The sequence below is a fragment of the Streptosporangium sp. NPDC050284 genome, assembly GCF_044459525.1.
Taxonomy (GTDB): Bacteria; Actinomycetota; Actinomycetes; order Streptosporangiales; family Streptosporangiaceae; genus Streptosporangium.
The window spans coordinates 1-25,149 of record NZ_JBITIZ010000001.1; the positions used below are offsets into that span (position 1 = coordinate 1).

Sequence of the window (25,149 nt, forward strand, 5' to 3'; positions counted from 1 at the left end):
CCCGTCCAAGACATCCTCACCCACCTTGCCGACCTCGACCTCGAGATCATCGCCACCCTCCCAGAAAAACAACAGGCCGAACTCCACCACGTCCCGGCCAACACCCGCCTGGTCTCCTTCGTCCCCCTGGACGCCCTCGCCCCCACCTGCTCCGCCGTGATCAGTCACGGGGGGAGCGGCACGTTCCTCACCGTGGCGGGGCAGGGGGTGCCGCAGTTGATCGAGCCGTTCATGTTCGACGACGGGCTCCGGGCCGAGCGGCTGGCCGGGTTGGGGGCGGGGCTGGTGGTGCGCGGTGGCGAGGCCGCCGGAGCCCGCGTGCGCGAGGACCTGCTGCGCCTGCTCGGCGACCCCTCCTACACCCACGCCGCCGCACGGCTCCGCGAGGAGATGCACGCCATGCCCACCCCCAACGACCTCGTCCCCGAGCTGGAAAGGCTCACCGCCCGGCACCGCGGCAGCACAGGGACCGGCTGAGGCGGCGTGCCTCGGGGCCGGGGCCACGACGTGGGGATCCGGGGGCAGGTCCGTGAGGAGCCGGCCCCCGCTCGACCGCGAAGGGAGAACCCCCGGGCCCGCAGGCCGGAGAGGAGTTCAGAGCGGGCGCAGCGCGGAGGCGATGCCGCGGATGCTCTTGAAGGCCCGGGGGTCCATCATCTCGAACGCCACGTCGATCCCCATCTCGTCACGGATGTGACTCACCAGGATGGCGGTGTTGAGCGAGTTGAGGATCCCCCACTCCAGCAGCGGGGTGTCCTCGTCCAGCTCTCCCTGCGGATCCCCCGACAGGAACCGCTCCCTGATGAAGGCGATCAGGCGTTCCGATATCTCCCGCTCGGACAGGTCGGTGGTGGTCAAGGTGGTCGTCTCCTTCACAGTCGGCCGTACGGCGTGGTCTCCGAGCCCAGCGCGGCCCGGTCGATCTTCCCGTTGCGGGTTCTGGGCAGCTCGCCCACGAAGTGGAACTCGTCGGCGATCATGTAGGGCGGGAGTCGTTCCGCGCTGTGCCGCTTGAGGCTCAGCACGCCCGGCGTTCTGTCGCGCACGGGTACCACGAACGCGTGGAGCCGCGCGTCGGGGCCCTCGCCGCCGACGATCACGGCGACGTCGGCCACCTCGGGGTGACCGCCGAGGACGGCCTCGACCTCGCCGAGCTCCACCCGGTGGCCGCGTACCTTCACCATGTGGTCGCGGCGGCCGAGGTAGTCGAGCGATCCGTCGTCGAGCACCCGCACCATGTCGCCGGTGCGGTACGGGCCGCGCTGCGGCGCGGCACCCCAGTAGCCCCGCATCACGGTGGGCCCCTCCACGACCAGCTCGCCCTCCTCGCCGGGGCGCGCCTCCCTCCCGTCGGGCCGCATCACCCGAACCGTGTCGCCGCAGGCCGCGCGGCCGATGGGTACCGAGCGGTCGCGGGTCAGGTCGCCGGGGACGACCTCGTGGAAGGTGCAGACGTTGGTCTCGGTCGGGCCGTAGAGGTTGAGCAGCCGCGCGCGGGTCCAGCCCGCCAGGTCGCGGACCCCCGCGATCGGGAAGGGCTCGCCCGCGAAGAGCAGTGCCCGCAGCGCGCCGGGCGCGGGCCTGTCGAGCAGGCCGCCGTCACGCATCATCAGGGTGAGCGCGGACGGCACCGAGTACCAGACGCTGACGCGCTCGCGGTGCAGGAAGTCCACCATCCTGGCGGGGGCGTAGGCGAGCTCGGACGGGACGGGGCAGACCGCCGCCCCCGCGGAGAACGCCGCGTACAGGTCGAGCACCGACAGGTCGAAGGTGAAGGGCGCGTGGTTGGCGAACCGGTCGTCCGGCCGCGCGTCCAGCTCGGCCGCCGCCCAGTCCACGAAGGCGCGGGCGGCGCGGTGGCTGACGCACACCCCCTTGGGAGTTCCGGTCGAGCCGGAGGTGTAGAGCACGTACGCCAGGTCGTCGGGGTCGACCGGATGGTCGACGGGCCGCACCCGGTCGCCGGGCACGTCCCGGTGCTCGTCGAGGTCCACGGCGCGCACGTCCGCCTCCAGGTCCTTGACGAGTCGCCGCAGCCGGTCGCCGGAGCCGCAGACGGCCCGGGGGCGGCAGTCGCGGACCATGGTGGCGACCCGGGCCACCGGCGTCGTCTCGCCGGCCGGCACGTAGGCGGCGCCCAGGCGCAGTACGGCCTGCATCGCCACGACGGCGAGCGGTGACTTCTCCGCCCAGACCACGACGCGGTCGCCGGGCCGCACGCCCTCGCGGGACAGCGTGTGCGCCAGGGCGTCGGCCCGGTGGTCGAGCTCGGCGTAGCGCATCTCGCCCGCCGGGCCCGCGACGGCCAGGTTGTCGGGGAAGCGGGAGGCGCTGTCGATGAGAAGCCGGTGCAGGCTCACAGTCCGAGCCCTCTCGCGACGAGTTCCCGCTGTATCTCCGTCGTACCGGAGAAGATCGTGCTCGGCACCGCGTCGCGCAGCTGGCGTTCGACGCCCGCGGCGCCGAGATAGCCGGTGGCGCCGAATATCTGGATCGCGTCGAGGCTGCTCGCCACGGCCGCCTCCGAGACGGCGATCTTCGACAGCGCCGCTGCGGTGGCGGCGCCGGGTTCCTGCTCGTCCAGCGCCCAGCACGCCCGGTAAAGCAGGAGCCTGGCTCCCTCCAGCCGCTGCTTCATCGTGACCAGCCGGTGCGAGACCGCCTGGAAGTCGCCCAGCGCGCGGCCGAACTGGCGTCGCGCACGGGCGTGTTCCACCGCCCGCCGCAGCTGCTCCTCCATCATCCCGAGGTAGACGGCGGGCAGGCACGCCCGCTCCCACGCCATCGAGCCCTGGAAGACGGTGCTTCCCCCGCCCTCGGGGCCGAGCCTGAACCTGGCGGGGACCCGGCACCCGGAGAACTCCACCCGCCCCGCCGGGCAGCTGTCGAGGCCCATCTTCGCCATCGGCTCGCCCACCCGGACTCCCGGAAGGTCGCGGGGCACCGCGAAGGCGCTGATGCCGAGGAAGCCGAGGGTGGGGTCGGTGACGGCGTACGTGACGAGGACGTCGGCCATCGGGGCGTTGCTGGCGAAGGACTTCACGCCGTCGAGCACGTAGCAGTCGCCGTCGCGCCGGGCGGTGGTGGCGAGCCTGCTCACGTCGGATCCGGCCTCGTCCTCGGTCATCGCGTTGGCCGCGATCAGCTCCCCCGAGGCGAGGCCGGGGAGCAGCTCCGCGAGCACGTCCTCGCCGGCGTTGTCGCGGATCGCGACGCAGCAGGCCAGCAGGTGCGCCGAGACCGCGAAGGCGAGGCCGGTGTCGCCGCACCCCTCGGACAGGGCCTCCAGGCACAGCGCGGTGTCCAGGGCTCCGAGGCCGCCGCCGCCGTGTTGCTCGGGCAGGCACAGGCCGGTGGCGCCCAGTCCGGCGGCGGCGCGCCAGCGCTCGCGGGTGAACGGCCGCGACGGTGACTCAGACGGTGACTCAGACGGTGACTCAGACGGTGACTCGAATGATGACTCCGACGCGTCGTGGAGGCGCTTGCGCGCGCCGTCGAACATCGCGTCGCGCCGCTCGCCGCGCGCGCCGGTGAGACCGAACTCCATGAACCGTCCTTCCCTTCAGAGACGGCTCCCCCTAGATCCACGGGGGAGTGCTGAGGATCTCCAGGACCGCGCACGAGATGGTGACGCCGGGACCGATGCCCCCCAGGAGCACGTGGTCGCCGGGGCCGAGCTGCCCGGTCGACAGCAGGTGGTCCAGGGAGACGAGGTGGTCGCTCGCGCCGAGATGGCCGACGGTCCTGGCGTAGTCCCAGCTGGACTTCGACATGGGCATGCGGAGGACCGACATCCAGCGGTGCTCGACGGCCTCGGGGGAGAGGCTGGTGAACACGGTGCGGGTGAGATCGTTCGCCGTGATGCCGGCCTCGGACAGGGTGCGGCCGAGGACCCGCATCATCCGCTGCTGCACGATGACCCAGGCGAGCGCCAGGTCGCCGTCGACGGAGCACATGCGGCCGAACTCCTCGGCACGCGCGCTGAAGTCGACGGCCTCACCGGTGGTGGCGCTCGGAGGGAAGAGGGGAGTGCCCGCGCGGTGCAGTTCCTCGGCCTCGGGGACGGAGATCGAGCTCACCGAGAGCAGCCGGGCGAAGCCGGTCTCGCGGCTGAGGACCACGGCGCTTCCCGCGTCGCCGAGTACGAAGTCGGGGCCCGAGCACCACCGGTCCATCCGGGCGGTGCCGAAGTTGTCGGCTGTGACGATCAGCGCGTCGCGCCCGCGCGGATCGCCCGCCATGAACCCCCCGGCCAGCTCCAGGGCACTGAGCACGCCGTTGCACCCCTGACGCACCTCAAGGGCGAGCAGGTCGCCGCCGACGAGATGGCGCTGCAGGTAGTACTGCGGTGACCAGCCGTCGGGGCCCTGGTGCCAGACATCGGCGTACAGCAGCAGCCCGAGGTCGCCGGCGTCGGCCCCGCCGCGTCCGATCGCCTGCCGCGCCGCCCGCAGCGCCATCTCGGGAGCGGGGATGTCACCGGCGACCGCCGCCCCCAGCATGTCGTGGACCTTGGCGTGCTCGACGGAGCACAACCCGTCGGCGACCGCCGACTCCACGCTTACCGTCGGGGGGACGAACGCGCCGATCCCCCTGACGAAGACCTCCGGTGTGCGCAATGGCGTACCTTTCTGCTCGCCCGCCTCCTCACGCCGACCGGCGCGAGGGGCCGGTGGGCCGCAACTCCGGTGACCCGTCCCGCAGCTGGGAGGTCGCCTCCAGATAGCGGTCGATCACGGTCCTGTGGTAATCGGGACCGAAGTCCATCTCCTTCACCGCGGGCACCAGCCTCCGCAGCTTCTCCACGGATATGTGATGTGACGTGCCCTCGTCGATGATCTGCCTGCGGGCCGTGACGCCCAGGCGCGACTCGAGATGGTCGACGATCAGCTTGATCGGCACGGACTCACCGGTGGCGATGTTGACCACCTCCTGGGTGATCCGTTCGGCCAGCAGCATGTCGATGACCCGCACCCAGTCGGTGATGTCGATCAGATCCCTGCGCGCGCTGCGGTACATCGTGAGGTTGTCGGAGCGGATCTGCTCGATGAGAGAAGGGATCAACCGGTTCGCCGGGACGTGGGGGCCGACGACATAGCCGAGCCGCAGGATGAGGTGGCGTACCCCGGAGTCCTGGATCCGCCGCTCCAGCGCGAGCTTGTGCCATCCGTACGGGGTCACGGGTTCCACGGGTTCGTCCTCGCGGCCGCGGCAGCCGGGACCGCCGTACATGCTCATCGAGGCGGTCGAGAAAAAGACGAGTATCCGGTCCTGGCGAAGGCTCTTTACGATCGTCTCCTCGACCAGAGCGGTTTCCCGTTCGTAGTCGGAATCGGAATTCTTCCACAGAGACACACCGGCGGCGAGAATCGTCATCTCCGGGTGTGCGTCGCTGATCGGCCGCAGATGTCTCGCGAGAAAGCCATTTCCGATGATCTCCATTCCCAGCACCGCTTTCCAGCTCTGGAGGTTAACGTATCGGTTCCGTTCGTCACCATATAGCGACGCGTGTAATAAGAAAGCTCCCCGCTCCCCCCGGTCGGAGGGCGGTTTGTCCCGCCAGCGAGACAGGTACGGGTTCCGGGGCGCTCAATGGGAATTCCGCGGCCTTCGCCGCGCTTCGGATCGCGTGCCGGGGGCGTTACCTGAAGTGGTTCCCGCGGGGTCCCGGAGTGCGCGCCCCGGTGGGTCTTCGCACCGGGTGCCGGGGGTGCCGGGGGTACGCTGCGGTGCGACCTCGCGCCGGGACTCGGATGGCGCGGTCGTGCGCCTTCGCGCCGGGTCACGGGCCGGCCGGCACGCCCGCGCCGGGCCCGGGGGCCGCGGCGACCGAGACGGCCCTCTCCTTCTTCAACGGCTCCCACCAGCTGCGATTGTCCGCGTACCAGCGAGCCGTCGCCGCCAGACCCTCCGCGAAGGGGGTGAGCGGCCGGTAGCCCAGCTCGGCGGTGATCTTCGAGCTGTCGACCGAGTAGCGGCGGTCGTGCCCCGGGCGGTCCTCCACCTGCCTGACCATGGACCAGTCCGCTCCGGCGATGTCCAGCAGCGCCCGCGTCAGCTCCCGGTTCGTCAGCTCGGCGTTGCCCCCGATGTTGTAGATCTCGCCGGGCCTGCCCTTCCAGGCGACCAGGGCGATCCCCCGGCAGTGGTCGTCGACGTGCGTCCACTCGCGCACGTGCAGGCCGTCGCCGTACAACGGCACGTGCTCCCCGTCCAGGAGGTTGGTGACGAACAGCGGGATCACCTTCTCGGGGAACTGGTAGGGGCCGTAGTTGTTGGGGCAGCGGGTGATCGAGACGGGGAAGCGGTAGGTCCGGGAGAACGCCCGCGCCAGCAGGTCGGCCGCCGCCTTCGAGGCGGAGTAGGGGGAGTTGGGCTCCAGCGGATGGCTCTCCACCCACGAGCCCGACTCGATGGACCCGTAGACCTCGTCCGTGGAGACGAGCACGAACTTCCCCACCCCGGCGCGCAGGGAGGCCTCAAGCAGCGTCTGGGTGCCCACCACGTTGGTCGCGACGAAGTCGGCGCCGCTGTCGATCGACCGGTCGACATGGGTCTCGGCGGCGAAGTGCACGACGAGGGAGACGCCCTTCATCACCCGGGACATCAGCGAGGCGTCGCAGATGTCCCCTTCGACGAACTCCAGCCGGGGGTCGTCGACGACGGTGGACAGGCTCTCCATGGTTCCCGCGTAGGTCAGCTTGTCCACGATGACGACCCGGACGTCCTCGAACCCCTCGTAGGCGCCGGAGAGCGTGCGCCGGACGAAGTTCGAGCCGATGAATCCGGCACCGCCAGTGACCAAGATCCGCATTTGCCTGCACCTTTGCTGTCAGTCACGCGAGTGATCGAGCGATGTCCATGACGTACTGGCCGTATGCCGACTGCCTCATCTCGGTGCCCCGGTGGTAGCACGCCTCGGCGTCGATGAATCCCATGCGCAGGGCGATCTCCTCCAGGCAGGCGACCCGCACCCCCTGGCGGCGTTCGAGGATCTGCACGTACTGGCTCGCCTCGAGCAGGGACTGGTGCGTCCCGGCGTCCAGCCAGGTGAAGCCCCGTCCCAGGGGCAGCAGTCTCGCCTTGCCCTGCTCCAGGTAGACCCGGTTGACGTCGGTGATCTCCAGCTCGCCGCGGCCCGAGGGGCGCTGCTCCCTGGCGATGTCCACGACCTGCTTGTCGTAGAAGTACAGGCCGGTGATGGCCTGGTCGGAACGGGGGACGCTCGGCTTCTCCTCGATGGAGACCAGCCTGCCCTCGGCGTCGAGCTCCCCGATGCCGTACCGCTCGGGATCGCTCACCGGGTAGCCGAACATGACGCAGCCGTCCAGCTCCTCCCGGGCCCTGCGCAGCAGGTCGGGAAAGCCCGCGCCGTGAAAGAGATTGTCTCCCAGCACGAGCGCGCAGGGATCCCCGTCGATGTGCGAGTCGCCCAGCAGAAACGCCTCCGCGATGCCCCGCGGTTCCTGTTGCGGCACGTAGGTGAAGTTCACCCCCACGTGCGACCCGTCACCCAGAAGTGCGTGCAGTGACGGAAGGGTGTCCGGCGTGGAAATAATGAGGATGTCGCGTATCTGTGCCAGCATCAGCACCGCGATGGGATAGTAAATCATCGGCTTGTCGTAGATGGGAAGCAACTGCTTGGAGGTCGCGAGGGTCAGCGGATGCAAACGCGTCCCGTTTCCTCCGGCAAGGACTATGCCTTTCATCGGAGCTCCTGCGTTTTTGTCTGCGGCGGTGCCTGAGACTACTGTTCGAGCTCCTCAGGAAATCAACCCCCGCCGTCCCGCAAAATGGTATTGCCTTTTGGCGGAACAAATGTGATAGGGGTTGGAGTGTGTCCCCTCGGAAACCTGTCGAGACGGGCACGGCCTTCGCCACTCCGCGTTCGCGCGCCCGGAAGGACGAGTATGCGTATTCTGTTCGCAACCTACGCTGAGAAGTCGCATTTCCTGGTCATGGTTCCGCTGGCGTGGGCGCTGCAGGCCGAGGGGCACGAGGTGCGGGTCGCGAGCCAACCGGACCTGACCGACGTGATCACCCGGTCGGGGCTGACCGCGGTGCCGGTGGGCAGGGACCACAGCCTGTGGCGGGCCAACCGGGCGTTCGGCTTCTTCGACCCCCGTAAGAAGCACAAGAGGGCGGTGCCCTTCTTCGACATGGCGGACGACCACCCCGAGCAGCTCACCTGGGAGCACTTCAAGCGGGGATACGCCCAGTTCGTTCCCTGGTGGTGCCGCCTGGTCAACGAACCCATGATCGACGGGCTCACCGAGTACTGCCGGAAGTGGGAGCCCGACCTGGTCATCTGGGAGCCGGTGACCTACGCCGGGCCGATCGCGGCGAAGGCGTGCGGAGCGGTCCACGCGCGGTTCATGTGGAGCCTGGACCTGTTCGGCCGGATGCGCGGCCACTACCTGCGGGCGAAGGCGGAGCAGCCGCCGCAGGAGCGGGAGGACATGCTGCAGGCGTGGATCGCCGCGCACGGCCGCAGGTTCGGCGTGGAGTTCTCCGAGGAGATGACCACCGGTCATTTCACCATCGACTACACGCCGCCCTCCCTGGAGTTGCCGCCCGACCCGGCCGCGGGGCCGGAGCCGCACCGTGTCCCGGTCCGGTTCATCCCGTACAACGACCGCGCGGTGATTCCGCCCTGGCTGCGTGTCGCGCCCGAGCGGCCGCGTGTCTGCCTGACGCTGGGGACCACCTCGGCGGAGAACCTGGACGGGTATCTGGTGCCGGTCCAGGAGATCCTCGACGGGCTCGCCGACCTCGACGTGGAGATCGTCGCCACCCTGCCGGAGCACCACCAGGCACAGTTGGAACGGGTGCCGGACAACGTGAGGCTGGTGAGCTTCGTCCCCCTGCACGCGCTGCTGCCGACCTGTACGGCGGTGATCGACCACGGCGGGAGCGGCACGTTCTTCACGACACTGGCGAGCGGGGTCCCCCAGCTCGTCCTGCCCAACCTGTTCGACGAGCCGCTGCGGGCGCGCTACCTCGCCGAGCAGGGGGCGGGCCTGACGATGCACAGCAGTGAGGCGACCGGCGCCGGCGTGCGGCAGGCGCTCCTGCGGCTGCTCGAAGAGCCGTCCTTCGCCGAGGAGTCGCGCAGGATCCGCGACGAGATGAACGCGATGCCGGCCCCCGCGGAGGTGGCGGCCGGCATCGAGGCCCTCGTCGAGACCTACCGTGCCGCGGTCCCGGCCGCCGGCCGCTGAAAAGGGGAGGATCATGTACGAGGCCGAGCTGGCGGACGTCTACGACGCGATCTACGCGGGGCGGGGCAAGGACTACGAGGCCGAGGCGGCGACCGTCGCGGAGCTGATCCGCGAACGGCTCCCCGCGGCCGCCTCACTGCTGGACGTGGCGTGCGGGACCGGGTCGCACCTGAGGTTCTTCGCCGAACTCTTCGACCACGTCGAGGGGCTGGAGCTGTCGGCGGACATGCTGGCCGTGGCGAGGACGAGGATCCCCGGGGTCGTCGCGCACGAGGGCGACATGCGCGACTTCGCGCTCGGCCGTGCCTTCGACGCGGTCACCTGCATGTTCAGCTCCATCGCCTACATGCGAGACGAGCGGGAGCTCGCGGCGGCGATCGGGCGGATGGCGGCCCATCTGGTACCCGGCGGGGTTCTCGTCGTCGAGCCGTGGTGGTTTCCCGAGCGGTTCCTTCCCGGCTACGTGGCCGGGGACGTGGTCACCGTGGAGGGGCGCACTCTCGCCAGGGTCTCGCGTACGGTGCGCGAGGGCGACGCGAGCGTGATGGAGGTCCACTACGTGGTGGCCGACGCGGCCACCCCCGTCCGGCACTTCACCGTCACCCACGTGAACACCCTGTTCACCCGGGAGCAGTACGAGGACGCCTTCACCAGGGCGAAACTGCGGGTGGACTACATCGAGGGCGGCCCCTCTGGACGCGGGCTGTTCGCCGGAACGCTCGTATGACTTTCCGGCCGGGCGTGCAGGAAGTTCTGGATGAGGGGCGGGAGCCGTTCCTTGGCGTGGGACACGCCGTAGACCTGCGCCTGCCGCGCGGCGACGGTGAGGTTGGGAAGTTCCGTCTCCATCCAGTTCCTCGCCTGCTCGGGGCATTCGAAGCGCAGGCGCGGCACCCCCTCGGGCGCGGGGAGGGGTGGGATGACGGGACAGCGCCCCGGATACAGCAGGCGCAGCGCGGTGTCCGCGGTCCGCACGTAGTGGCCGAGGAGCCGCGAGACGGCGGCCCGCCTCGTCTGGTAGGGCATCTCGGCCACGGCGCGGTCCTTGGCGTACGCGCGCAGCATGCCGTCGTGGAACCGGAGCCGGTTGTCCGGCGTGATCCTCAGCAGGTGCCCGCTCAGTAGGTAGTCGACGCTCTGCCTCGCCCGGTGGACGTCGACGTCCGCCATGACGGCGGCCGTCGTCAGGTCGAACGTCGGGCCTTCGTGCAGGCTCATGAGGCGGAACATCTCCGCGGCGTCGTTGGGCAGCGCCAGGTAGGAGGAGGAGAACACCGAACGCATGGACGACTGCTCGTCGCACTCGATGTCCTGGCTCTCCAGCAGGTCCTCGCGTCCCGGCGGCGTCTGGCCGACGCTGGTGAGCCCGCCGTGAAAACGGCTCGTCATCCGCTCCGCCGCGATCCGCAGGGCGATCGGCAGGTGGTCGCCGACCTGGCAGAGCCCGTGGACGAGGGGATGCTCCGCGTACCCGTTCGCCTGCCTGATGACGTGCCTCACCAAGGTGGCCGCGTCCTCCTTCGGCATGAGGTCAAGCGTCATCCTGAGGGCGCCGTCGCGGGTGGTGAGTCCCGACAGCCTGTTCCTGCTCGTGACCAGCACCAGGCACGACGGGTCGCCGGGGAGCAGCGGACGCACCTGCTCGGCCGACCTGGCGTTGTCCAGCACGATGAGGATCCGCTTTCCCGCCACCAGGCTCCGGTAGCGGCTGGAGCGGACCTGGAGGCCTTCGGAGGGTTTGGGAGTGCTTCCCAGCCCGGCCAGCAGGTGGTCGAGGGCTTCGGCCGGCATCATCGGCTGGGCCGTGTTGGAGAAGCCCCGCAGGTCCAGGTGGAGCTGGCCTCCGTCGAAACGCTCGGTCAGACCGCGGGCGAAGCGCAGGGCGAGCGCCGACTTGCCCACCCCGGGAGCGCCGCTGATCAGGATGAGTCCGGCCTCGTCCAGGCGGTCGGCCGCCGCGACGAACCCCTCCAGCCGTTCCAGCTCCTTGGACCGGCCGGTGAATCCGGGGATGTCGCGGGGCAGCTGGGCGGGGGGCGGTGCGAACGCCGGCGGGAGGGCGTTGTCGGGGGAGGAGAGCGTCACCGGGGAGTCGGGGGCCGGGGCGGGGGAGCGGAGGGTGCCGTTCAGGATCTGGTCGTGGCACCTGCGCAGGTCCTCGCCGGGCTCGATGCCCAGCTCCCTGATGAGCAGGCGCCGCACGCTGTGGAACTGCTTCAGCGCGTCCGCCCGGCGCCCGCAGCGGTAGTGGGCCACCATGAGCAGGTGGTGGAGCCGCTCCCGCATGGGATGGGTCCTGACGAGGCTGGAGAGATCACTGATGATCTCGGTGGCGCGGTCGGCCTCCAGCAGGAGCTGCGCGCGGTCCTCGATGGCGGTGACGCGCAGCTCGTCCAGGCGGATCCGCTCGGTGTCGGCGAGAGGGCCGACCGCGCCACCGAACGCCGGCCCGCGCCACAGGGCGAGCGCCGCGTCCAGCCTCTTCACCGCCTCGGGCCAGGGGCCCGATCGTTGAAGCTCTCGTACGTCCTCCAGATGCTTCTCGAAGACCTGGACGTCTATCTTGTGGGCGTCGAGCTGGAGCAGATAGCCGTTGGCGTCGGCGACCAGGAGCCCGGAGGGTGCCCTTCGTGGCCTTTTCGGCTCAAAAGTACGTCGAAGACGGGCTATATAGGTGTAGATGCTGCTTTCGACAGTTGTGGGGGGATTTGGTCCCCATACCGCATTGATTAACTCCTGTCGGCTGAGAGTGGCTCTGGGACGCGTGGCCAGTGCCGCAAACAGCGCTCGCTGGGTCGGAGACCCCAGGTCAAGTTCGTGATCACCCCGTGTTGCACGCACCGGCCCGAGAAGGTGCACCTGTACCAGGTCGTTCAACAACGCTCTCCCAGTCTCAGCCCGCCTAGAGACGCGATGAAAGGCCCTCCTGAGTGTGCGCTCAGGATCAAACGGTTGGACCTACGCATATAGCCATATCTGTGGAAACGAAGGGTCGGCAAGGGAGGTTCCTCGGGTGACACTATTGTTACCTGCGTCACAGGGGTCCCTCGACGAACTCAGGTCAATCCCGTAAACAGATGTCTCGCTGGCGGGACATCGTGTCATGCCAGGCGAAGGACCGTAGGACGGGCACGCCGCCCGGGAGCGATCTCGCTCATCCCGGCGTCGCGGGACGGGTGCGGACGCGGAGCGTCCGGGACATGGCCGCGCGGCCGGGGTGCGGGCGCGAAGTGGGTGATCGAGGGGGCGCTGGGGGGACGCCGAGAGGACGCCGAGGGTGCGGGCCGAGAACATGCGGGGAGTGGCGGGAATTATCCGGGAAAACAAGACGGGAAGCGGGCGGGAAACCGCAGACGGCCCCGCCCCCGCCGCCCGGGAAAACCCGCCCAGGTCTTGTGAGACGGCACCTCGGTGTAATAGGAGATTTTTCGCCGCTCGTACGTGAAAAGCGTATCCGAGGCGGTGACGAATCCACTGGTCTCGGTTACCGTCGAGCCCGGCATCGGATTCCCGAACTTCCCGGTGAGGCGCTGGTGGTCATCGACGACATTCGTTCTCCGCGAGGTGCGCCGCTCAAGAGGGTGGTCGTCACCGGTTACGGAGTCATTTCCCCGTTCGGGGTGGGCTGGGAAACCGCGTGGTCGAATCTGATCCAGGGCGGAAGCGGTATTCGCGAGCTTTCTGGAATTGACACCTCGGGGCTCCCGGTGGGCATCGGCGGCCAGGTCCTGGACTTCGACCCCGGGGTGTGGCTCCCGGCCTCGCTGGTGCGCCGCACCACGAGACCGGCGCACCTCGCCCTGGTCGCCGCCACCCTCGCGCTGAGGGACGCCAAGCTCGACGTCGACGCCACGCTCGCGCCGAGGCTCGGGGTGACGGTGGGCACGGCCTGCGGCGCGAGCGCCGCCGTCGTGGACGCCGGCGCCGCGTTCGCCGAGCGCGGGTTCATGGCGCTGAGCCCGTACACCTTCACCTCCACGGGCGTCGTCACGGTCGCCTCCGAGGTGGCCCTGCACGTCGGCGCGCAGGGGCCCGCCGCCTGCACGGCGACCGCCTGCGCGACCGGGGCGACCTGTGTCGGCGAGGCGATGCGGCTGATCCGGCTCGGTGAGGCGGACGTCGTCCTGGCGGGGGGCGCCGACGACACCATCACCCCCTTCGACATCGCCGCCGCGGCCAGGGCGAGGGCGCTGTCGCGTCGCTCCGGAGACCCGCGCGCCGCCAGCAGGCCGTTCGACACCGGTCGCGACGGGTTCGTGATGAGCGCGGGCGCCGGGATCCTGGTGCTGGAGAGCGAGGAACACGCCCTCGCGCGCCAGGCCCGCGTGTACGGCGAGGTGGCGGGGTACGCGGCCACCACGGACGCGCACAACCTGACCAGCCCGCATCCGGAGGGGGTAGCCGTCGAGCGGGCGGTGCGTCTCGCGCTCCGGGACGCGGGCGTCACCCCCGCCGAGGTCGGCTACGTCAACGCGCACGGCACCGGGACCCGGATGAACGACACCGCCGAGATCAAGGTGATCCGCCGGGTGTTCGCCGAGCGGGCCACGTCCGTGCCGGTGAGTTCGACGAAGAGCATGACGGGTCACATGCTGGGGGCGGCCGGCGCCGTCGAGGCGATGATCGCGATGGAGGCCGTACGCACCGGGATCGTCCCGCCCACCGTCAACTGCGACGACCCGGAGGACCCGGAGATGAACTTCGTCGCGCACCGGGCTCAGGAGCACGCGGCCGACGTGGCCGTCAGCAACTCCTTCGGATTCGGCGGCCACAACGCGGTTCTGGTCCTGCGCCGCTGGCGGGACTGATCACTCTGACCGGCGTGAAAAGTCGGAAAAGCCGTCCGGTGTGACCGTGAAGGGATTTCAGAAAATGTCTACCAAGCAACAGGAAATGCTCTCGAATTTGGCCGATATCGTGGAGAGGGTCGCAGGCGTGCCCGCTGAGAGGGTATTGCCGGACAAGTCGTTCACCGACGACCTCGCGCTCGATTCTCTGGCCGTCGTCGAGGTCGCCTTCTCCATGCAGGAGCAGACCGGGGTGGAGATTCCGGAAGAGGATCTGGCGCGCATAAGGACGGTCCAGGACTTCCTTGACTTCGTCGAACTCTCCGCGGGGTCGAATTGACCGCGCAACGAGTTCCCGAACACGGCGGCGTCGTGCCCGCCGATGCCGTTTTCCATGAAGTGCCCCGTGACGTGACCTATGAGGAGCTGACCCCCGCCGAGTTGCTCGGCTCCGGTTTCGCGGCGCCGCGGATCAACGAGAGTTCCTGGCTGGTCCGCTGGGACCTGCTCGGCGACGGCCCCGATATCGAGAGGTTCGTCCTGGAGGCCCTCGCGGAGACCGTGGACCTGGAGACCTCGGGCAGCACAGGACCGAGCCGGTGCTGGCGGCGGACCCGCGAGCAGATGTGGTCGGAGGCGGGACTGCTGGCCGGCCTGATCGAACGTGACCGCCCGAGCGCTCTGCTCTCCTTCGCGCCGCCCAGGCATGTGTACGGCGCGCTCGCGAGCGTGCTCGTACCGGCCAGGCTGCGCCTGCCCGCGTGGTACCGCCCGCAGTACTTCGGCGCGATGCCTCCCCCCGCGTCCCGGCGCTGGGCCGTGGTGGCGGTTCCCTGGACCTTCTCCATCCTGCGCAGGCAGGTGGCCTGGGTGCGGGGAACGGAGCACCTGAGCGTGCTGCACAGCACGGCGACGCTTCCCGCGATGGCGGAGTCCGTCGTCAAGGAGGCGGGGACGAGGCGGATGCGCATCGTGGAGGTCTTCGGCTCGACGGAGGCGGGCGGGATCGCCTCACGGACCTGGACCCCGGACGGGCCGCCGTGGGAGCTCTTCGACGACGTCACGTTCGCCTTCCCCGGCGATCCCGCCGGCGGTCCGGCCGGTCTCCCGCCCGGGGGACGGCCCGGCGACCCGTACGAGGAGGAGGCGCCGCTGGTGGTCCGGAGCCCCCGGCTGGCCTTCCGGCCGGGCGAGGCGCCCACGGACGTCTGGCGGACCGACGACTACGTGCGGCGGCTCGACGAGCGCAGGTTCCGCTTCGACGGCAGGCGCGACCGGCTCGTGAAGATCAACGGCCGCAGGATCGACCTCGACAGGCTGGAGGAGTCGGTGAGATCGGTGCTCCACTGCGCGGATCTGGCCTTTCTCCCGGTGGAGGACGCCTTCAGCGGCGAGAACTTCGACCTGCTCGTGGTGCAGCAGGACGGCGCACCGCTGTCCGTCACGGAGGTGCGCGCGGCGGTGGGGCGGTTCGACGCCCGGCCGCGCCAGGTGCGCCTGGTCGATCGGATCGACCGCTCCGACACGGGCAAGCTCCGGCGACTACAGCGACCTTCCCTTTCCGACGCGGGAGCAGACACGTGACAGCATTGATCGACGGACGTTCCACCGAGAGCCTGGCCTCGATCGTGAGGAGCGCGCACTGGGACGCCCGGGTGGAGCCGTGCGAACACGAGGACGCCCAACGCATGCGGGCCAGCGTCGACCTGCTCGCCGAGCGGCTCTCCGGCTCGGACTCGGTGTACGGGGTCACCCACGGGTTCGGTCCCCTGGTGGCGTTCTCCGCGGCCGACTCCCCCATGGAGCAGGGCGCGGGCCTCATCGCCCACCTGGGCTCGGCCCAGGGCAGGCCGCTGGACCCCGAGGTGTGCCGCCTGATCGTCTGGCTCCGCCTCAGCAGCATGCGCAAGGGCCACTCGGCCGTCTCGCCCGACTTCTGGCAGTCCCTGGCCGACCTGTGGAACGAGGGCTTCACCCCGTCGATCCCGCGTGACGGCACGGTGAGCGCGAGCGGGGACCTGCAGCCGCTCGCCCACGCGGCGATGGCCCACGCGGGCACCGGGGAGGCGTGGGTGCGCGGCGGCGACGGCGGCTGGTCGGTCGTGCCCGCCGCGCGGGCCCTCGCCGACATGGACGCCAAACCGGTCGAGTGGTCGGCCCGCGAGGCGCTGGCCTTCGTCAACGGGACCAGCGTGAGCCTGGCGGTGTGCATACTCAACCACCAGGCGGTGCTGAGGTTGGTCAGGGCGGTGGGGGTGCTGACGGCGAGGATCGCCGACATCCTCGGCTCCAACCCGGAGGCCTACCATGCGGGCATCGGCCGGGTCAGGGGGCAGACGGGGCAGCTGACCGTGGCCCGGTGGATCCGCGAGGATCTTCCCGTCGGCATGAAACGCGACCCGCTCCGGCCGTTGCAGGAGCCCTACAGCCTCCGGTGCGCCCCCCAGGTCCTCGGCGCGGTGCTCGACCAGCTGTACGGTGCCGAGGAGATCCTCGTCCGCGAGGCCATGGGCTGCACGGACAATCCGATCTTCTACGAGGGTGAGCTGCTGCACGGCGGCAACTTCCACGCCATGCCGGTCGGCCTGTGCTCGGACCAGATCGGCCTCTGCGTGCAGCAGGTGGCCTTCCTCGCCGAGCGGCAGCTCGCCCTGCTGTGCGATCCGGCGTACAACGGCGGGGTGCCGCCGATGCTCACCCCCCGCCCGGGGGCGGGCAGCGGGCTGGCCGGGGTGCAGCTGAGCGCCACCTCCTTCGTCTCCAAGATCAGGCAGCTCGCCTATCCCGCCTCCCTCACCGCGTTGCCGACGAACGGCGGCAACCAGGACCACGTGCCGATGGCGCTCAACGGGGCCAACTCCGTGGCCGAGGCCGTGGAACTGGCGTGGCTCGTCGTCGGCTCCCTCGCGGTCGGCGTGGCCCAGCGGGGCGCGCTCGCCGGGCGGAACGAGACGGCCTCCGGCCTCTGGGCCGACCTGGCCAGACTGTCCCCGCCGCTGCGGGCGGACCGGCCGCTCGCGGCCGAGGTGCGTGCCGCGAGCGGCCTGCTGCAGGAGGCCGCCGAGGGACTGCTCTCCCGCGAGGGCTGAGGTCTTTCCCGAGGTTCGCGAATTCACGGGACCGCGAGTCGACAAGAACCGCAGATCCCGCTGTAAAAGGAACGCCGAGGGCGACCTCGGCGAAGGAAAATCATTCCTCCCCGGGGAGGAACGCTCATGAGAACGTGAAATGCGAAAGGTCTGGTAACGACGGTGGCCAAAGCAACACGCCGTGGATTTCTGGGAGCGATGGCCGTTGCGGGAGGGGCGGCCGCGGGGCTGGCCACCGGTGAATCGGCGGCGAATGCGACGACCCCGGGCGGGTCGTCGCGTGGGCATTCCGAATGCGCACCGCCGCCGAACGCGGCGACGATAAAGCCGGACGACCCGAGATACGCGGAACTCATCACCAGGGGCTACAACTCCCGGTTTCTCGCGCAGCCGGAGTCGGTCCGTGTCGTCCACTCCGCGGAGCAGGTCGTGCAGGTGGTGAACGAGGCCGTGCGCGCGGGCAAGAAGATCGTCGTGCGCAGTGGCGGTCACTGCTTCGAGAACTTCGTGGACGACCCCGCCACGTCGATCATCATCGACGTCTCGGAGATGAACGACGTCTACTTCGACCCCACTCACAAGGCGTTCGCGATCGAGGCCGGTGCCACGCTCGGGCAGGCCTACCGCTCGCTCTACCTCGGCTGGGGCGTCACGATCCCGGCCGGTGGCTGCCCGAGCGTGGGGGCGGGGGGTCACATCGCCGGTGGCGGGTACGGTCCCCAGTCGCGCAGGCACGGGCTCGTGATCGATCACCTCCACGGTGTGGAGGTCGTCGTCGTCGACCGCTCGGGCCGGGCGCGGATCGTCGTCGCCACCCGTGAGGCCCGCGACCCCAACCGGGACCTGTGGTGGGCGCACGCCGGCGGTGGCGGCGGGAACTTCGGGATCGTCACCCGCTACCTGATGCGCTCCCCGAACGCCCGCGGCAACGACCCCGCGACCCTGCTGCCCAAACCACCCGCGCAGCAGCTCGTGGTCTCGGCCAGCTGGAGCTGGGAGAACATGACCGAGGAGGCGCTCTCCCGGCTGGCCGACAACTACGCCCGCTGGCAACAGCAGAACCACGCCGACCCCGCCTTCGAGAGCATCGACAGCTCGCTGACCATGTACCACCGCTCCAGCGGGAGGATCGAGCTGTTCACGGCGATGGACGGCGACGTGCCCGGCGCGGACGGCATCCTGTGGACCCTGGTGCAGACCGTCGGCGAGGGCGTCGGCATCGAGCCCACCTTCGACTACTTCAGCGTGGCGCCGTGGCTGCGGGTCACCCTCTCCTACGACTCGGGAGCCGGTGCCTACGCGCTCAGGTTCAAGTCGAAGGCCGGTTACCTGAGGAAGCCCTGGACGCCGGCGCAGCTCAAGGTCGTCTACAGGTATCTGACGGAGGGCGAGGGTGACGTCGGGGCCTCGGTCTACCTGATGTCGCTCGGCGGGAAGATCAACGCCGTGGATCCCGCGGCCACGGCGAACCCGCACAGGACCGCGCCGCTCATCGGCTTCTTCGACGTCGGCTGGTGGGATCCGGCCGAGGACGACAGGTGGCTGGCGTCGATCCGCGACGCCTATCGGGAGATGCACGCGGACACGGGCGGCGTTCCCGTCCCCGGCGAGGCCTATGACGGCGCGTACATCAACTACCCCGACAACGACCTCGCCGATCCCGCGCTGAACACCTCGGGAGTGCCCTGGCACAAGCTGTACTACAAGGACAACTATCCGAAGTTGCAGCAGGTCAAGGCGAAATGGGATCCCCGCAACGTCTTCAACCACGCGTTGTCGGTCCGGTTGCCCGGAGCTTCGGACACCCTGCCCCCGCAGACCCGTCCCAAGAACGCCCGCAAGGCCGAGACCAAGAAATACCCCCGGAGGGTGTCTCCGAGGCACGCGAACAACCTGCGTTCGCTCGGCCTGCCCGAGTGAGCGAAGGGCCCCACCGGGTCTTCCGCCCGGTGGGGCCCCGCCCCTAACGCGGTGTCAGGTAGATGACCCCGAGGTCGCGCCGCCGGATCGCCTCGGCGAGCTCCTCACGGGTCGGCGGACGGTCGACGTTGACGACGATGCCGAGTCGTTGCCGTGCCTCCTTGAGCCCGATCTTCTCGATCAGGGACTCCATCTCGGCGGCCATGGTGTCGGGATCGTCCATCAGCTCGGCGCGCATGGGGGTGCGTACCCCCATGTCGGTCACCTCGATATCGGCGCCACCGCGCAGATTCACCTTCCATCCGGCCTCGGTGTAGACACACGACCTGCCGCTCTCGTCCTGCTTCATGACGGGAATCTCGTATTTTTTCCCGGTCTTTCTTCCGGTGATATGAAGCAGTATGACGCCGGCGACGGAGCTCGATTTACCCTTGCGTATCTGCTTGCGCATCATAGGGTTGAAGAGGCGCATCATGAATTTCATCATGACGGGCGTTTCCTTGATGGTGACCGCGTGGGACGTGTTTTCCGACATGACTCATTGTTTCATCTTCGCGGAGATTTAAAGAGGGGGAGCGGCTGATTCTTCGGACGGCGGACCGCGCGGTGCACGGACCGCGCGGCGAGCGGGGCGGGGTACGGGCGGGGTCAGGCCGGACGTCTGCTCTTCGCGTCACCGCTGTTCACGGCGCCAGGGGCGCTCGCGTTCTCGTCGAGGCGCCAGCGTGCCCGGCCGCCCACGAAGGTGGCCACGCACCGGCCGGGCCCCTCGTGGAGCAGGGCGGTGTAGGCGTCCCGCTCGCCGGCCTCCACGGCGAAGACGGCGAAGTCGGCCCGGCCGCCCCGTCCCAGGGAGCCCAGGCGGCCGGGTCCCTCGTCCATGCCCAGCGCCCGAGCGCCGCCCAGCGTCACCGCCTCGACCAGGAGGCGGTCGTGGTCCGGGGCGTGGGAGAGCGCGCGGGCGACCGAGAGCGGGTCGCCGCCCGTACGGGTGCCGACGGCGATCGCGCTCTCGCCGTCGAGGAGACCTTCCGCGGCGAAAGGCGACGAGATGGCGATCACCGTGCCGCGGACCTTGAGGAGTTTGCGGTCGGCCTCGTCGAGCGGGCCGGAGATCGCGATATGACAGCCCGCGGTGAGCACCCCCACCTCGTCGAGGAAGGCGATCGGCCGGCGGCCGGGCTCGGCGTGGAGCCGGAGCCCGAACGTCCGTGACAGGACGGCGAGGTCCTCCATGACGAGGGGGTCGGGGGAGTGGGCGGCGATGCCGATGACACCGGGGTGGTCGACCTCGCGGATCGCGGTGATCAGGCGGTCGCGTCCCTCGTCCTCCCACTGCTCCTCGTCCTCGCAGCGGGTCTCCAGGTAGGTCACGCCGTCCAGCCCGGCCTCGCCGAGGGTGGAGGCGGCGTCGAGATCCGCGGCGATGCCTCCCACCGCGGTGACGCCGTGCACGGAGGCGGGGGGCGAGGTCCTCTCAAGCCGGAGATGCGCGTCGACCAGTCCTGGAACGATCATGCCGGGCCAGTGCACCGGGGAGAGCAGGGGGTGGGCGGCCTCGATCTCGGCGCGCGGCCCGACCCGCACGATCCGGTCGCCCCTGACGACGATCGCGCCGTCCCTGACGGGAGGGCTCGCGACGGGCAGGACGAGGGGCGCGCAGTGGATGGAGACGACCGCCCGGGCACGCGTGCCGATGGTCCGACCGGCCCGCGTCGACATAGGCACTCCTGTATGTTCGTCCCCTTTGGAGAGGTTAAGGGGATGAACCGAAGATCTCAAATGCATCTCGGGTAAACGTCGCGCCGACCTCCTTGACAGGAGATTGTTGATCTATCTGAAAGCGGTCTATACCGTTTTAGCGTGATACGACCCCCCAGGTTGCTGAAGGTACTGCTTGCCGCGATCGTACTGATCCCCATCGGTCTCACCTCCGTTCCCGCCTCCGCCGAGCCCGCTCCCGACCCGGAAAACCCCTGGCGCGTGGACCACTGGCCCCGGACACAGCCCTGGCAGCAGGACGCCCCCGAGACAGGGGCCGCGCGGCGGGCCGACCCCGCCGCCCCGGCACCGATCGACCCGCAGAACTGGAAGAACCCGGACCACATGACGTGGGCGGACTACCGCAAACCACCCGGCACCAACTGGGCCGACCCCTCGGCCAGAGGGTCCAAGCGGACCTTCCGCGGCGCGCTCGTCCTGGTCGACTATCCCAACCAGCCGTTCGTGGTCACCCAGCCCAAGGGCTCGACCGTCTTCAAGAACCCCAGCGCCGAGGCCCACGACATTCCCCGCGAGAAGGTCGCCCGGTTCTACCAGGACTTCCTCAACACCCCCAACGAGCTCAACCGGGGGCACACCATCCACGAATACTGGATGGAGGACTCGGGAGGCCGCTACGGCGTGGAACTCGCCTCCTTCGGCCCGTACCTGATGCCGGGCAAGTCGCACGAGTACGCGATGGAGTTCCAGGGAGGCACGGCCTGCCCGTCCGGCGACACCTGCACCAGGAACATCAGGACCGACGCGCGGGCCGCGTGGGTCGGCTCCGTCGGCCAGGAGATCCCCGCGGGCTTCGACTTCGTCTTCTACCTGAGCGCGGGGCAGGACGAGTCGGCGACCTGGCAGGAGTTCGGCCCGATCAAGTTCCCGACCAAGGAGGCGGTGACCGACGACTTCGGCCCGCCGGACCCGGCCCTGCCCAACTGGGCCAGGACCCGCTACGTCGAGTGGACGTCCTGGGCCTCGGCCGCGTCCATCTGGCCCAACGCCGGGGGCGGCTCCTCCACCCAGGCCGAGAGTTCCGGGCAGGGCGTCTACGCCCACGAACTCAGCCACATCCTCGGCATCGGCGACAACTACAACAACCCGTTCGGGGTGCCACCGCGCCGGGCGTACACCGGAGTCTGGGAGATGCTCAGCCGGGGCAGCTTCAACGGCCCCGGCGGCCCGCACAGCCGCTGGCTGATCCCGCCCACCTCGGGCGGCTCGATGGGCGCCCAGCACATGCTCCGCAACAAGATCAAGCTGGAGATGGTGGACGAGGCGAACGTGCTGCGCCTGTCCAGGGAGGCACTGGCCGACTCCGGCCTGGTGGTGGCCAAGGTGACCGCCCGGGTGGCGCAGCCGGGACCCGGCGGCCTGTCGGGCGTCAACATCGCCTTCGGGAACGGCGACCGCAGCCCGGCCTGCGACGTGAACACCGACCCGTTCTGCGACGGCGGCGGTTACGACAACTACACCGTCGAGGTCGTGGACAGGATGGGCGCGGACTCCTTCACCCCGGACTCCGGCGTGCTGCTGGCCAAGACCAAGAACGAGGACCGCGCGCCCTTCGAGTGGGTGGTCGACGCCAACCCGCAGGACATCGGCATGACCGACTACGTGCTGCCGGACGGCGCCGCCGTGCCCATCACGATCGGCGACTACCGTCAGCTGTCGGACGCGCTGTTCCACGCGGGCACCGGCTCGGGTTCGGAGTTCGAGTACGTGGACCAGGCCAACCGGCTCCACTTCTACGTCCTCGACCTCAAGCGCGACCGCGAGGGCGTCCTGTCGTACACGGTGGCGATCCGCTCCCTGGACGGCGCCGGCCCGAACGGGCGCGGAGTGAGGCTGCTACCGTCCGTCGGCGTCCCGAAGGGGAAGGACCTGACGTCCTGCCGCTTCCCGCTGTTCAACACCGGCAGGGTCGCCCCGGCGCGGGGGCAACACCCCGAGGACGTGAGCGCCTACCTCAAGGGTGACGTCTACCGGCTGTCGGCGAGCGTCGAGGGCCGCGGCTGGACGGCGTCGCTGCCCAACGAGCTCGCGACCGCCGACTCCGGCGGAAACACCCTGGTCACCGTGAACGCGCTGCGCGCGGCGAAGGGTGGCCACCTCGCGAAGGTGACCCTCACCGCCACCTCGGAGAGCGACCCGTCCAAGAAGGCGAAGGCGACCTGCCTCGTGCTGGGACGTTAGCGCCGGACCCGCGTCCCACCCGTCCCGTGCGGGGACCGGGGCGCGGGTTACGCGTCGTGCCTGCCCATCCCCGTGTCCGTGCTCATGTCCGTCCCCGTCCCCGTGCGTGCCGTGCTCACGCCGGGGGTGGGGACGGCGTGTCAGGACCCGAATGTCCCCCATAAAGGGAGAAAAGGCGCACTTACCGATGTCGAACGAGGACATCGATGATTACGGATGCCGACGTCGACAGTTAACGGTCCGGAGGTAAAGCGATGTATAGACTCGAAGGCGATGAACGACTTCACGCGTTGGATCGATCTTGAAGGTGCCGTCAACGTCCGCGACCTCGGCGGGCTCGCCACGGTGGACGGCGGGACCACACGCTTCGGCCGGATCTACCGGTCCGACAACCTGCAGGGGCTGACCGGAAGAGACGTCCGGCAACTCGTCACCGCACTGAAACTCCGCAATGTCGTCGACCTGCGCTCGGGTCCCGAGGTGCGTCTGGAGGGGCCGGGGCCGCTCACCAAGGTGCCGGAGGTGAACATCCACCACCACACCCTGTTCGCCGAGGGCGGCGTGTACACCGACGTCGAGGCCGACACCATCGAGGCCGACAAGGTGCTGCCCTGGACGGAGGAGCGGCTCGAGGAGGATCTCGCAGAGCTCCGGGTGACCGGGTTCTACTACGGCTACCTTCGCGACCGTCCCGACTCGGTCCTGGCGGCCCTGCGCGCCCTCGCCCTCGACGAGGGGGCCGCCATCGTCCACTGCGCGGCGGGCAAGGACCGCACAGGCGTCGTCTGCGCCCTCGCGCTGGAGGTCGCCGGCGCCACCCGCGAGGCGATCGTCGCCGACTACGTCGCCACGGGTGACCGCCTTGAGGGCATCCTGGCGCGGCTGCGCTCCAGCACCACCTACCGCGCCGACCTCGACACCCGCCCGGCCGACGACCATCGTCCGAGGTCGGAGTACATCGAGCGGTTCCTGAGCGTCCTCGACGACCGTTTCGGCGGACCGCTGGAGTGGCTCGCCTTCCACGGCTGGAGCGAGGGCGACTCGCGTCTCCTGCGCGCCCGCCTGCGTGACTGACGGTCAGGAACCAGGGGTTTCCAGAGTGACGACCCTGCGCTCGGCGGCCGAGCGCCGGGCGGCCTCCAGTACGGTGAGAGCCTCGACGACCTCTTCGGGGGCGACCGGTGGCGGGGCGCCCCCGGTGAGGCACGCCACCACGTCCCGGTAGAAGCCGGCGTAGGCGCCGGGCTCGGTGGGGACGGCACGGGCATCGGGGGAATCTTCGCCGACACCTCCGCCGTGCGCGCCCAGGGTGCCCCACCGCTCGGACGGCTCCTCGCCGAAGCCGGGAGAGGCGGGGGTCAGCCCGGCGCGCAGCTGCTCCTCCTGCACGTCCAGACCGTACTTCAGGTAGCCGGCCCGCGAGCCCAGCACCCGGAAACGGGGGCCCAGCCGAGGAGCGACCGCGCTCACCCACAGGTGGGAGCGGGCCCCGCTCGCGTGGGAGACGGCGATGAAGGTGTCGTCGTCGGAGTTCACCCCACGGCGGCGCACGTCGGACTCGGCGTAGACCTCGACGGCCGGACCGAGCAGTCGCAGGGCCTGGTCGACCAGGTGGCTGCCGAGGTCGTACAGCAGTCCCGCGACCTCCTCGGTCCCGCCCGTCTCGCGCCAGCCGCCCTTCGGCACCGGCCGCCAGCGTTCGAAACGCGACTCGAACCGGCGCACCTCGCCCAGCGCGCCCTCGGCGACGAGGCGCTCGACGGTGCGGAAGTCGCCGTCCCAGCGCCGGTTCTGGAACACGGTCAGCATCAGGCCGAGATCGCCCGCCAGCTCCGCCAGGCCGCGCGCCTGCGCGGCGGTCGCGGCCAGCGGCTTGTCCACCACCACGGGCAGGCCCGCCCTCAGCGCGGCCTCCGCGAGCGGGACGTGCGTACGGTTGGGGGAGGCGACCACGACCAGGTCGACGGAGTCCCACAGCTCGGCGGCGTCCCCGGTCGTCCGCGCGCCGTACTTCTCCGACACCTCGGCGGCCCGCCCGGGATCGCCGGTGACCACCGCGGACAGTCTCAGACCCGGTGTCGCGGAGATCAGCGGGGCGTGGAAGAACGCCCCGGCCACGCCGTACCCGACAAGGCCGACGCGCAGGTCGGTCATGGCGCGGCCGGCGGG

At 70.0% G+C, this 25,149-nt stretch carries 21 protein-coding genes; 10 read left to right on the forward strand and 11 right to left on the reverse strand.

The annotated features are described in order from the left end of the window. Window positions 1-477, forward strand: a 477-nt coding sequence (locus ACIBH4_RS00005; RefSeq protein ID WP_362768348.1) for a nucleotide disphospho-sugar-binding domain-containing protein, incomplete at its 5' end; no start/stop codon positions are given. 117 nt (window positions 478-594) lie between these two features. On the opposite strand, the gene ACIBH4_RS00010 is transcribed toward ACIBH4_RS00005, so the two are convergent. The 7 genes from ACIBH4_RS00010 to rfbA form a co-directional block, all read right to left on the reverse strand. Continuing rightward, window positions 595-858, reverse strand: coding sequence for a phosphopantetheine-binding protein (locus ACIBH4_RS00010; RefSeq protein WP_362509211.1), 264 nt, complete (start codon window positions 856-858; stop codon window positions 595-597). A 14-nt stretch (window positions 859-872) separates the two neighbouring features. After that, the gene (locus ACIBH4_RS00015) at window positions 873-2,360 is read right to left on the reverse strand and encodes an amino acid adenylation domain-containing protein (RefSeq protein WP_362768345.1); all 1,488 of its coding nucleotides are present in this window, start codon (window positions 2,358-2,360) and stop codon (window positions 873-875) included. Further along, on the reverse strand, window positions 2,357-3,547 hold the full coding sequence (locus ACIBH4_RS00020) for an acyl-CoA dehydrogenase family protein (RefSeq protein WP_362768342.1): 1,191 nt from the start codon (window positions 3,545-3,547) through the stop codon (window positions 2,357-2,359). Before ACIBH4_RS00020 ends, ACIBH4_RS00015 begins: the two co-directional genes overlap by 4 nt. 31 nt (window positions 3,548-3,578) lie before the next feature. Next, window positions 3,579-4,619 carry a ketoacyl-ACP synthase III family protein gene (locus tag ACIBH4_RS00025; RefSeq protein WP_362509202.1) on the reverse strand — a complete coding sequence of 347 codons (1,041 nt, stop codon included), beginning with the start codon at window positions 4,617-4,619 and terminating at the stop codon, window positions 3,579-3,581. Window positions 4,620-4,647: 28 nt separating this feature from the next. Beyond that, the gene (locus tag ACIBH4_RS00030; RefSeq protein WP_362509199.1) at window positions 4,648-5,442 is read right to left on the reverse strand and encodes an NAD-dependent epimerase/dehydratase family protein; all 795 of its coding nucleotides are present in this window, start codon (window positions 5,440-5,442) and stop codon (window positions 4,648-4,650) included. Between the two features lie 340 nt (window positions 5,443-5,782). Further along, a complete protein-coding gene (gene rfbB, locus ACIBH4_RS00035) occupies window positions 5,783-6,814 on the reverse strand; it encodes a dTDP-glucose 4,6-dehydratase (protein ID WP_362509196.1) in 1,032 nt (343 codons plus the stop codon). A gap of 22 nt (window positions 6,815-6,836) precedes the next feature. Further along, window positions 6,837-7,709, reverse strand: coding sequence for a glucose-1-phosphate thymidylyltransferase RfbA (rfbA, locus tag ACIBH4_RS00040; RefSeq protein WP_362509193.1), 873 nt, complete (start codon window positions 7,707-7,709; stop codon window positions 6,837-6,839). A gap of 201 nt (window positions 7,710-7,910) precedes the next feature. On the opposite strand from rfbA, the gene ACIBH4_RS00045 reads away from it, so the two are divergent. Both ACIBH4_RS00045 and ACIBH4_RS00050 read left to right on the forward strand, forming a co-directional pair. Continuing rightward, on the forward strand, window positions 7,911-9,221 hold the full coding sequence (locus ACIBH4_RS00045) for an activator-dependent family glycosyltransferase (RefSeq protein WP_362509190.1): 1,311 nt from the start codon (window positions 7,911-7,913) through the stop codon (window positions 9,219-9,221). Between the two features lie 13 nt (window positions 9,222-9,234). Then, complete coding sequence (locus tag ACIBH4_RS00050; protein WP_362509187.1) at window positions 9,235-9,948, forward strand: class I SAM-dependent methyltransferase; 714 nt, start codon at window positions 9,235-9,237, stop codon at window positions 9,946-9,948. Here ACIBH4_RS00050 and ACIBH4_RS00055 read toward each other — a convergent pair. Beyond that, window positions 9,894-12,080: a BTAD domain-containing putative transcriptional regulator gene (locus tag ACIBH4_RS00055; RefSeq protein ID WP_364236440.1), complete on the reverse strand. Its 2,187-nt coding sequence runs from the start codon at window positions 12,078-12,080 to the stop codon at window positions 9,894-9,896. The genes ACIBH4_RS00050 and ACIBH4_RS00055 overlap by 55 nt on opposite strands. A 674-nt stretch (window positions 12,081-12,754) precedes the next feature. On the opposite strand from ACIBH4_RS00055, the gene ACIBH4_RS00060 reads away from it, so the two are divergent. The 5 genes from ACIBH4_RS00060 to ACIBH4_RS00080 all read left to right on the forward strand — a co-directional run bounded on the left by ACIBH4_RS00060 (window position 12,755) and on the right by ACIBH4_RS00080 (window position 19,017). Further along, on the forward strand, window positions 12,755-14,029 hold the full coding sequence (locus tag ACIBH4_RS00060) for a beta-ketoacyl-[acyl-carrier-protein] synthase family protein (RefSeq protein ID WP_362509184.1): 1,275 nt from the start codon (window positions 12,755-12,757) through the stop codon (window positions 14,027-14,029). Between the two features lie 64 nt (window positions 14,030-14,093). Continuing rightward, on the forward strand, window positions 14,094-14,348 hold the full coding sequence (locus ACIBH4_RS00065; RefSeq protein ID WP_350949577.1) for an acyl carrier protein: 255 nt from the start codon (window positions 14,094-14,096) through the stop codon (window positions 14,346-14,348). Between the two features lie 71 nt (window positions 14,349-14,419). Then, window positions 14,420-15,592: a long-chain fatty acid--CoA ligase gene (locus ACIBH4_RS00070; RefSeq protein WP_362509181.1), complete on the forward strand. Its 1,173-nt coding sequence runs from the start codon at window positions 14,420-14,422 to the stop codon at window positions 15,590-15,592. Further along, entirely contained in the window at window positions 15,589-17,097 is a 1,509-nt protein-coding gene (locus tag ACIBH4_RS00075; protein ID WP_362509178.1) for an aromatic amino acid ammonia-lyase, read from the forward strand. The genes ACIBH4_RS00070 and ACIBH4_RS00075 overlap by 4 nt, the downstream gene beginning before the upstream one ends. A 198-nt stretch (window positions 17,098-17,295) precedes the next feature. Next, entirely contained in the window at window positions 17,296-19,017 is a 1,722-nt protein-coding gene (locus ACIBH4_RS00080) for an FAD-binding oxidoreductase (RefSeq protein WP_362509175.1), read from the forward strand. Window positions 19,018-19,060: 43 nt separating this feature from the next. Here ACIBH4_RS00080 and ACIBH4_RS00085 read toward each other — a convergent pair whose 3' ends face one another. After that, window positions 19,061-19,552, reverse strand: coding sequence for a nitroreductase/quinone reductase family protein (locus ACIBH4_RS00085; RefSeq protein ID WP_364236353.1), 492 nt, complete (start codon window positions 19,550-19,552; stop codon window positions 19,061-19,063). Between the two features lie 113 nt (window positions 19,553-19,665). Further along, window positions 19,666-20,739, reverse strand: a complete 1,074-nt coding sequence (locus tag ACIBH4_RS00090; RefSeq protein WP_362509172.1) for an imidazolonepropionase-like domain-containing protein — start codon at window positions 20,737-20,739, stop codon at window positions 19,666-19,668. A gap of 141 nt (window positions 20,740-20,880) precedes the next feature. On the opposite strand from ACIBH4_RS00090, the gene ACIBH4_RS00095 reads away from it, so the two are divergent. Together ACIBH4_RS00095 and ACIBH4_RS00100 are read left to right on the forward strand one after the other, a co-directional pair. Continuing rightward, on the forward strand, window positions 20,881-22,980 hold the full coding sequence (locus tag ACIBH4_RS00095) for a M6 family metalloprotease domain-containing protein (RefSeq protein WP_362509169.1): 2,100 nt from the start codon (window positions 20,881-20,883) through the stop codon (window positions 22,978-22,980). A 273-nt stretch (window positions 22,981-23,253) separates the two neighbouring features. Next, window positions 23,254-24,054 carry a tyrosine-protein phosphatase gene (locus ACIBH4_RS00100; protein WP_362509166.1) on the forward strand — a complete coding sequence of 267 codons (801 nt, stop codon included), beginning with the start codon at window positions 23,254-23,256 and terminating at the stop codon, window positions 24,052-24,054. 3 nt (window positions 24,055-24,057) lie between these two features. Here ACIBH4_RS00100 and ACIBH4_RS00105 read toward each other — a convergent pair whose 3' ends face one another. After that, on the reverse strand, window positions 24,058-25,134 hold the full coding sequence (locus tag ACIBH4_RS00105) for a Gfo/Idh/MocA family oxidoreductase (RefSeq protein ID WP_362509163.1): 1,077 nt from the start codon (window positions 25,132-25,134) through the stop codon (window positions 24,058-24,060). Between the last annotated feature and the right edge of the window lie 15 nt (window positions 25,135-25,149).

Bases quoted from the DNA above. Each gene is read 5' to 3' on its own strand.
- ACIBH4_RS00020 (WP_362768342.1), bottom strand. From the start codon at position 3,547: ATGGAGTTCGGTCTCACCGGCGCGCGCGGCGAGCGGCGCGACGCGATG.
- ACIBH4_RS00085 (WP_364236353.1), bottom strand. From the start codon at position 19,552: ATGTCGGAAAACACGTCCCACGCGGTCACCATCAAGGAAACGCCCGTC.
- ACIBH4_RS00105 (WP_362509163.1), bottom strand. From the start codon at position 25,134: ATGACCGACCTGCGCGTCGGCCTTGTCGGGTACGGCGTGGCCGGGGCG.
- ACIBH4_RS00030 (WP_362509199.1), bottom strand. From the start codon at position 5,442: ATGGAGATCATCGGAAATGGCTTTCTCGCGAGACATCTGCGGCCGATC.
- ACIBH4_RS00050 (WP_362509187.1), top strand. From the start codon at position 9,235: ATGTACGAGGCCGAGCTGGCGGACGTCTACGACGCGATCTACGCGGGG.
- rfbA (WP_362509193.1), bottom strand. From the start codon at position 7,709: ATGAAAGGCATAGTCCTTGCCGGAGGAAACGGGACGCGTTTGCATCCG.
- rfbB (WP_362509196.1), bottom strand. From the start codon at position 6,814: ATGCGGATCTTGGTCACTGGCGGTGCCGGATTCATCGGCTCGAACTTC.
- ACIBH4_RS00080 (WP_362509175.1), top strand. From the start codon at position 17,296: ATGGCCGTTGCGGGAGGGGCGGCCGCGGGGCTGGCCACCGGTGAATCG.
- ACIBH4_RS00090 (WP_362509172.1), bottom strand. From the start codon at position 20,739: ATGTCGACGCGGGCCGGTCGGACCATCGGCACGCGTGCCCGGGCGGTC.
- ACIBH4_RS00100 (WP_362509166.1), top strand. From the start codon at position 23,254: ATGAACGACTTCACGCGTTGGATCGATCTTGAAGGTGCCGTCAACGTC.
- ACIBH4_RS00065 (WP_350949577.1), top strand. From the start codon at position 14,094: ATGTCTACCAAGCAACAGGAAATGCTCTCGAATTTGGCCGATATCGTG.
- ACIBH4_RS00045 (WP_362509190.1), top strand. From the start codon at position 7,911: ATGCGTATTCTGTTCGCAACCTACGCTGAGAAGTCGCATTTCCTGGTC.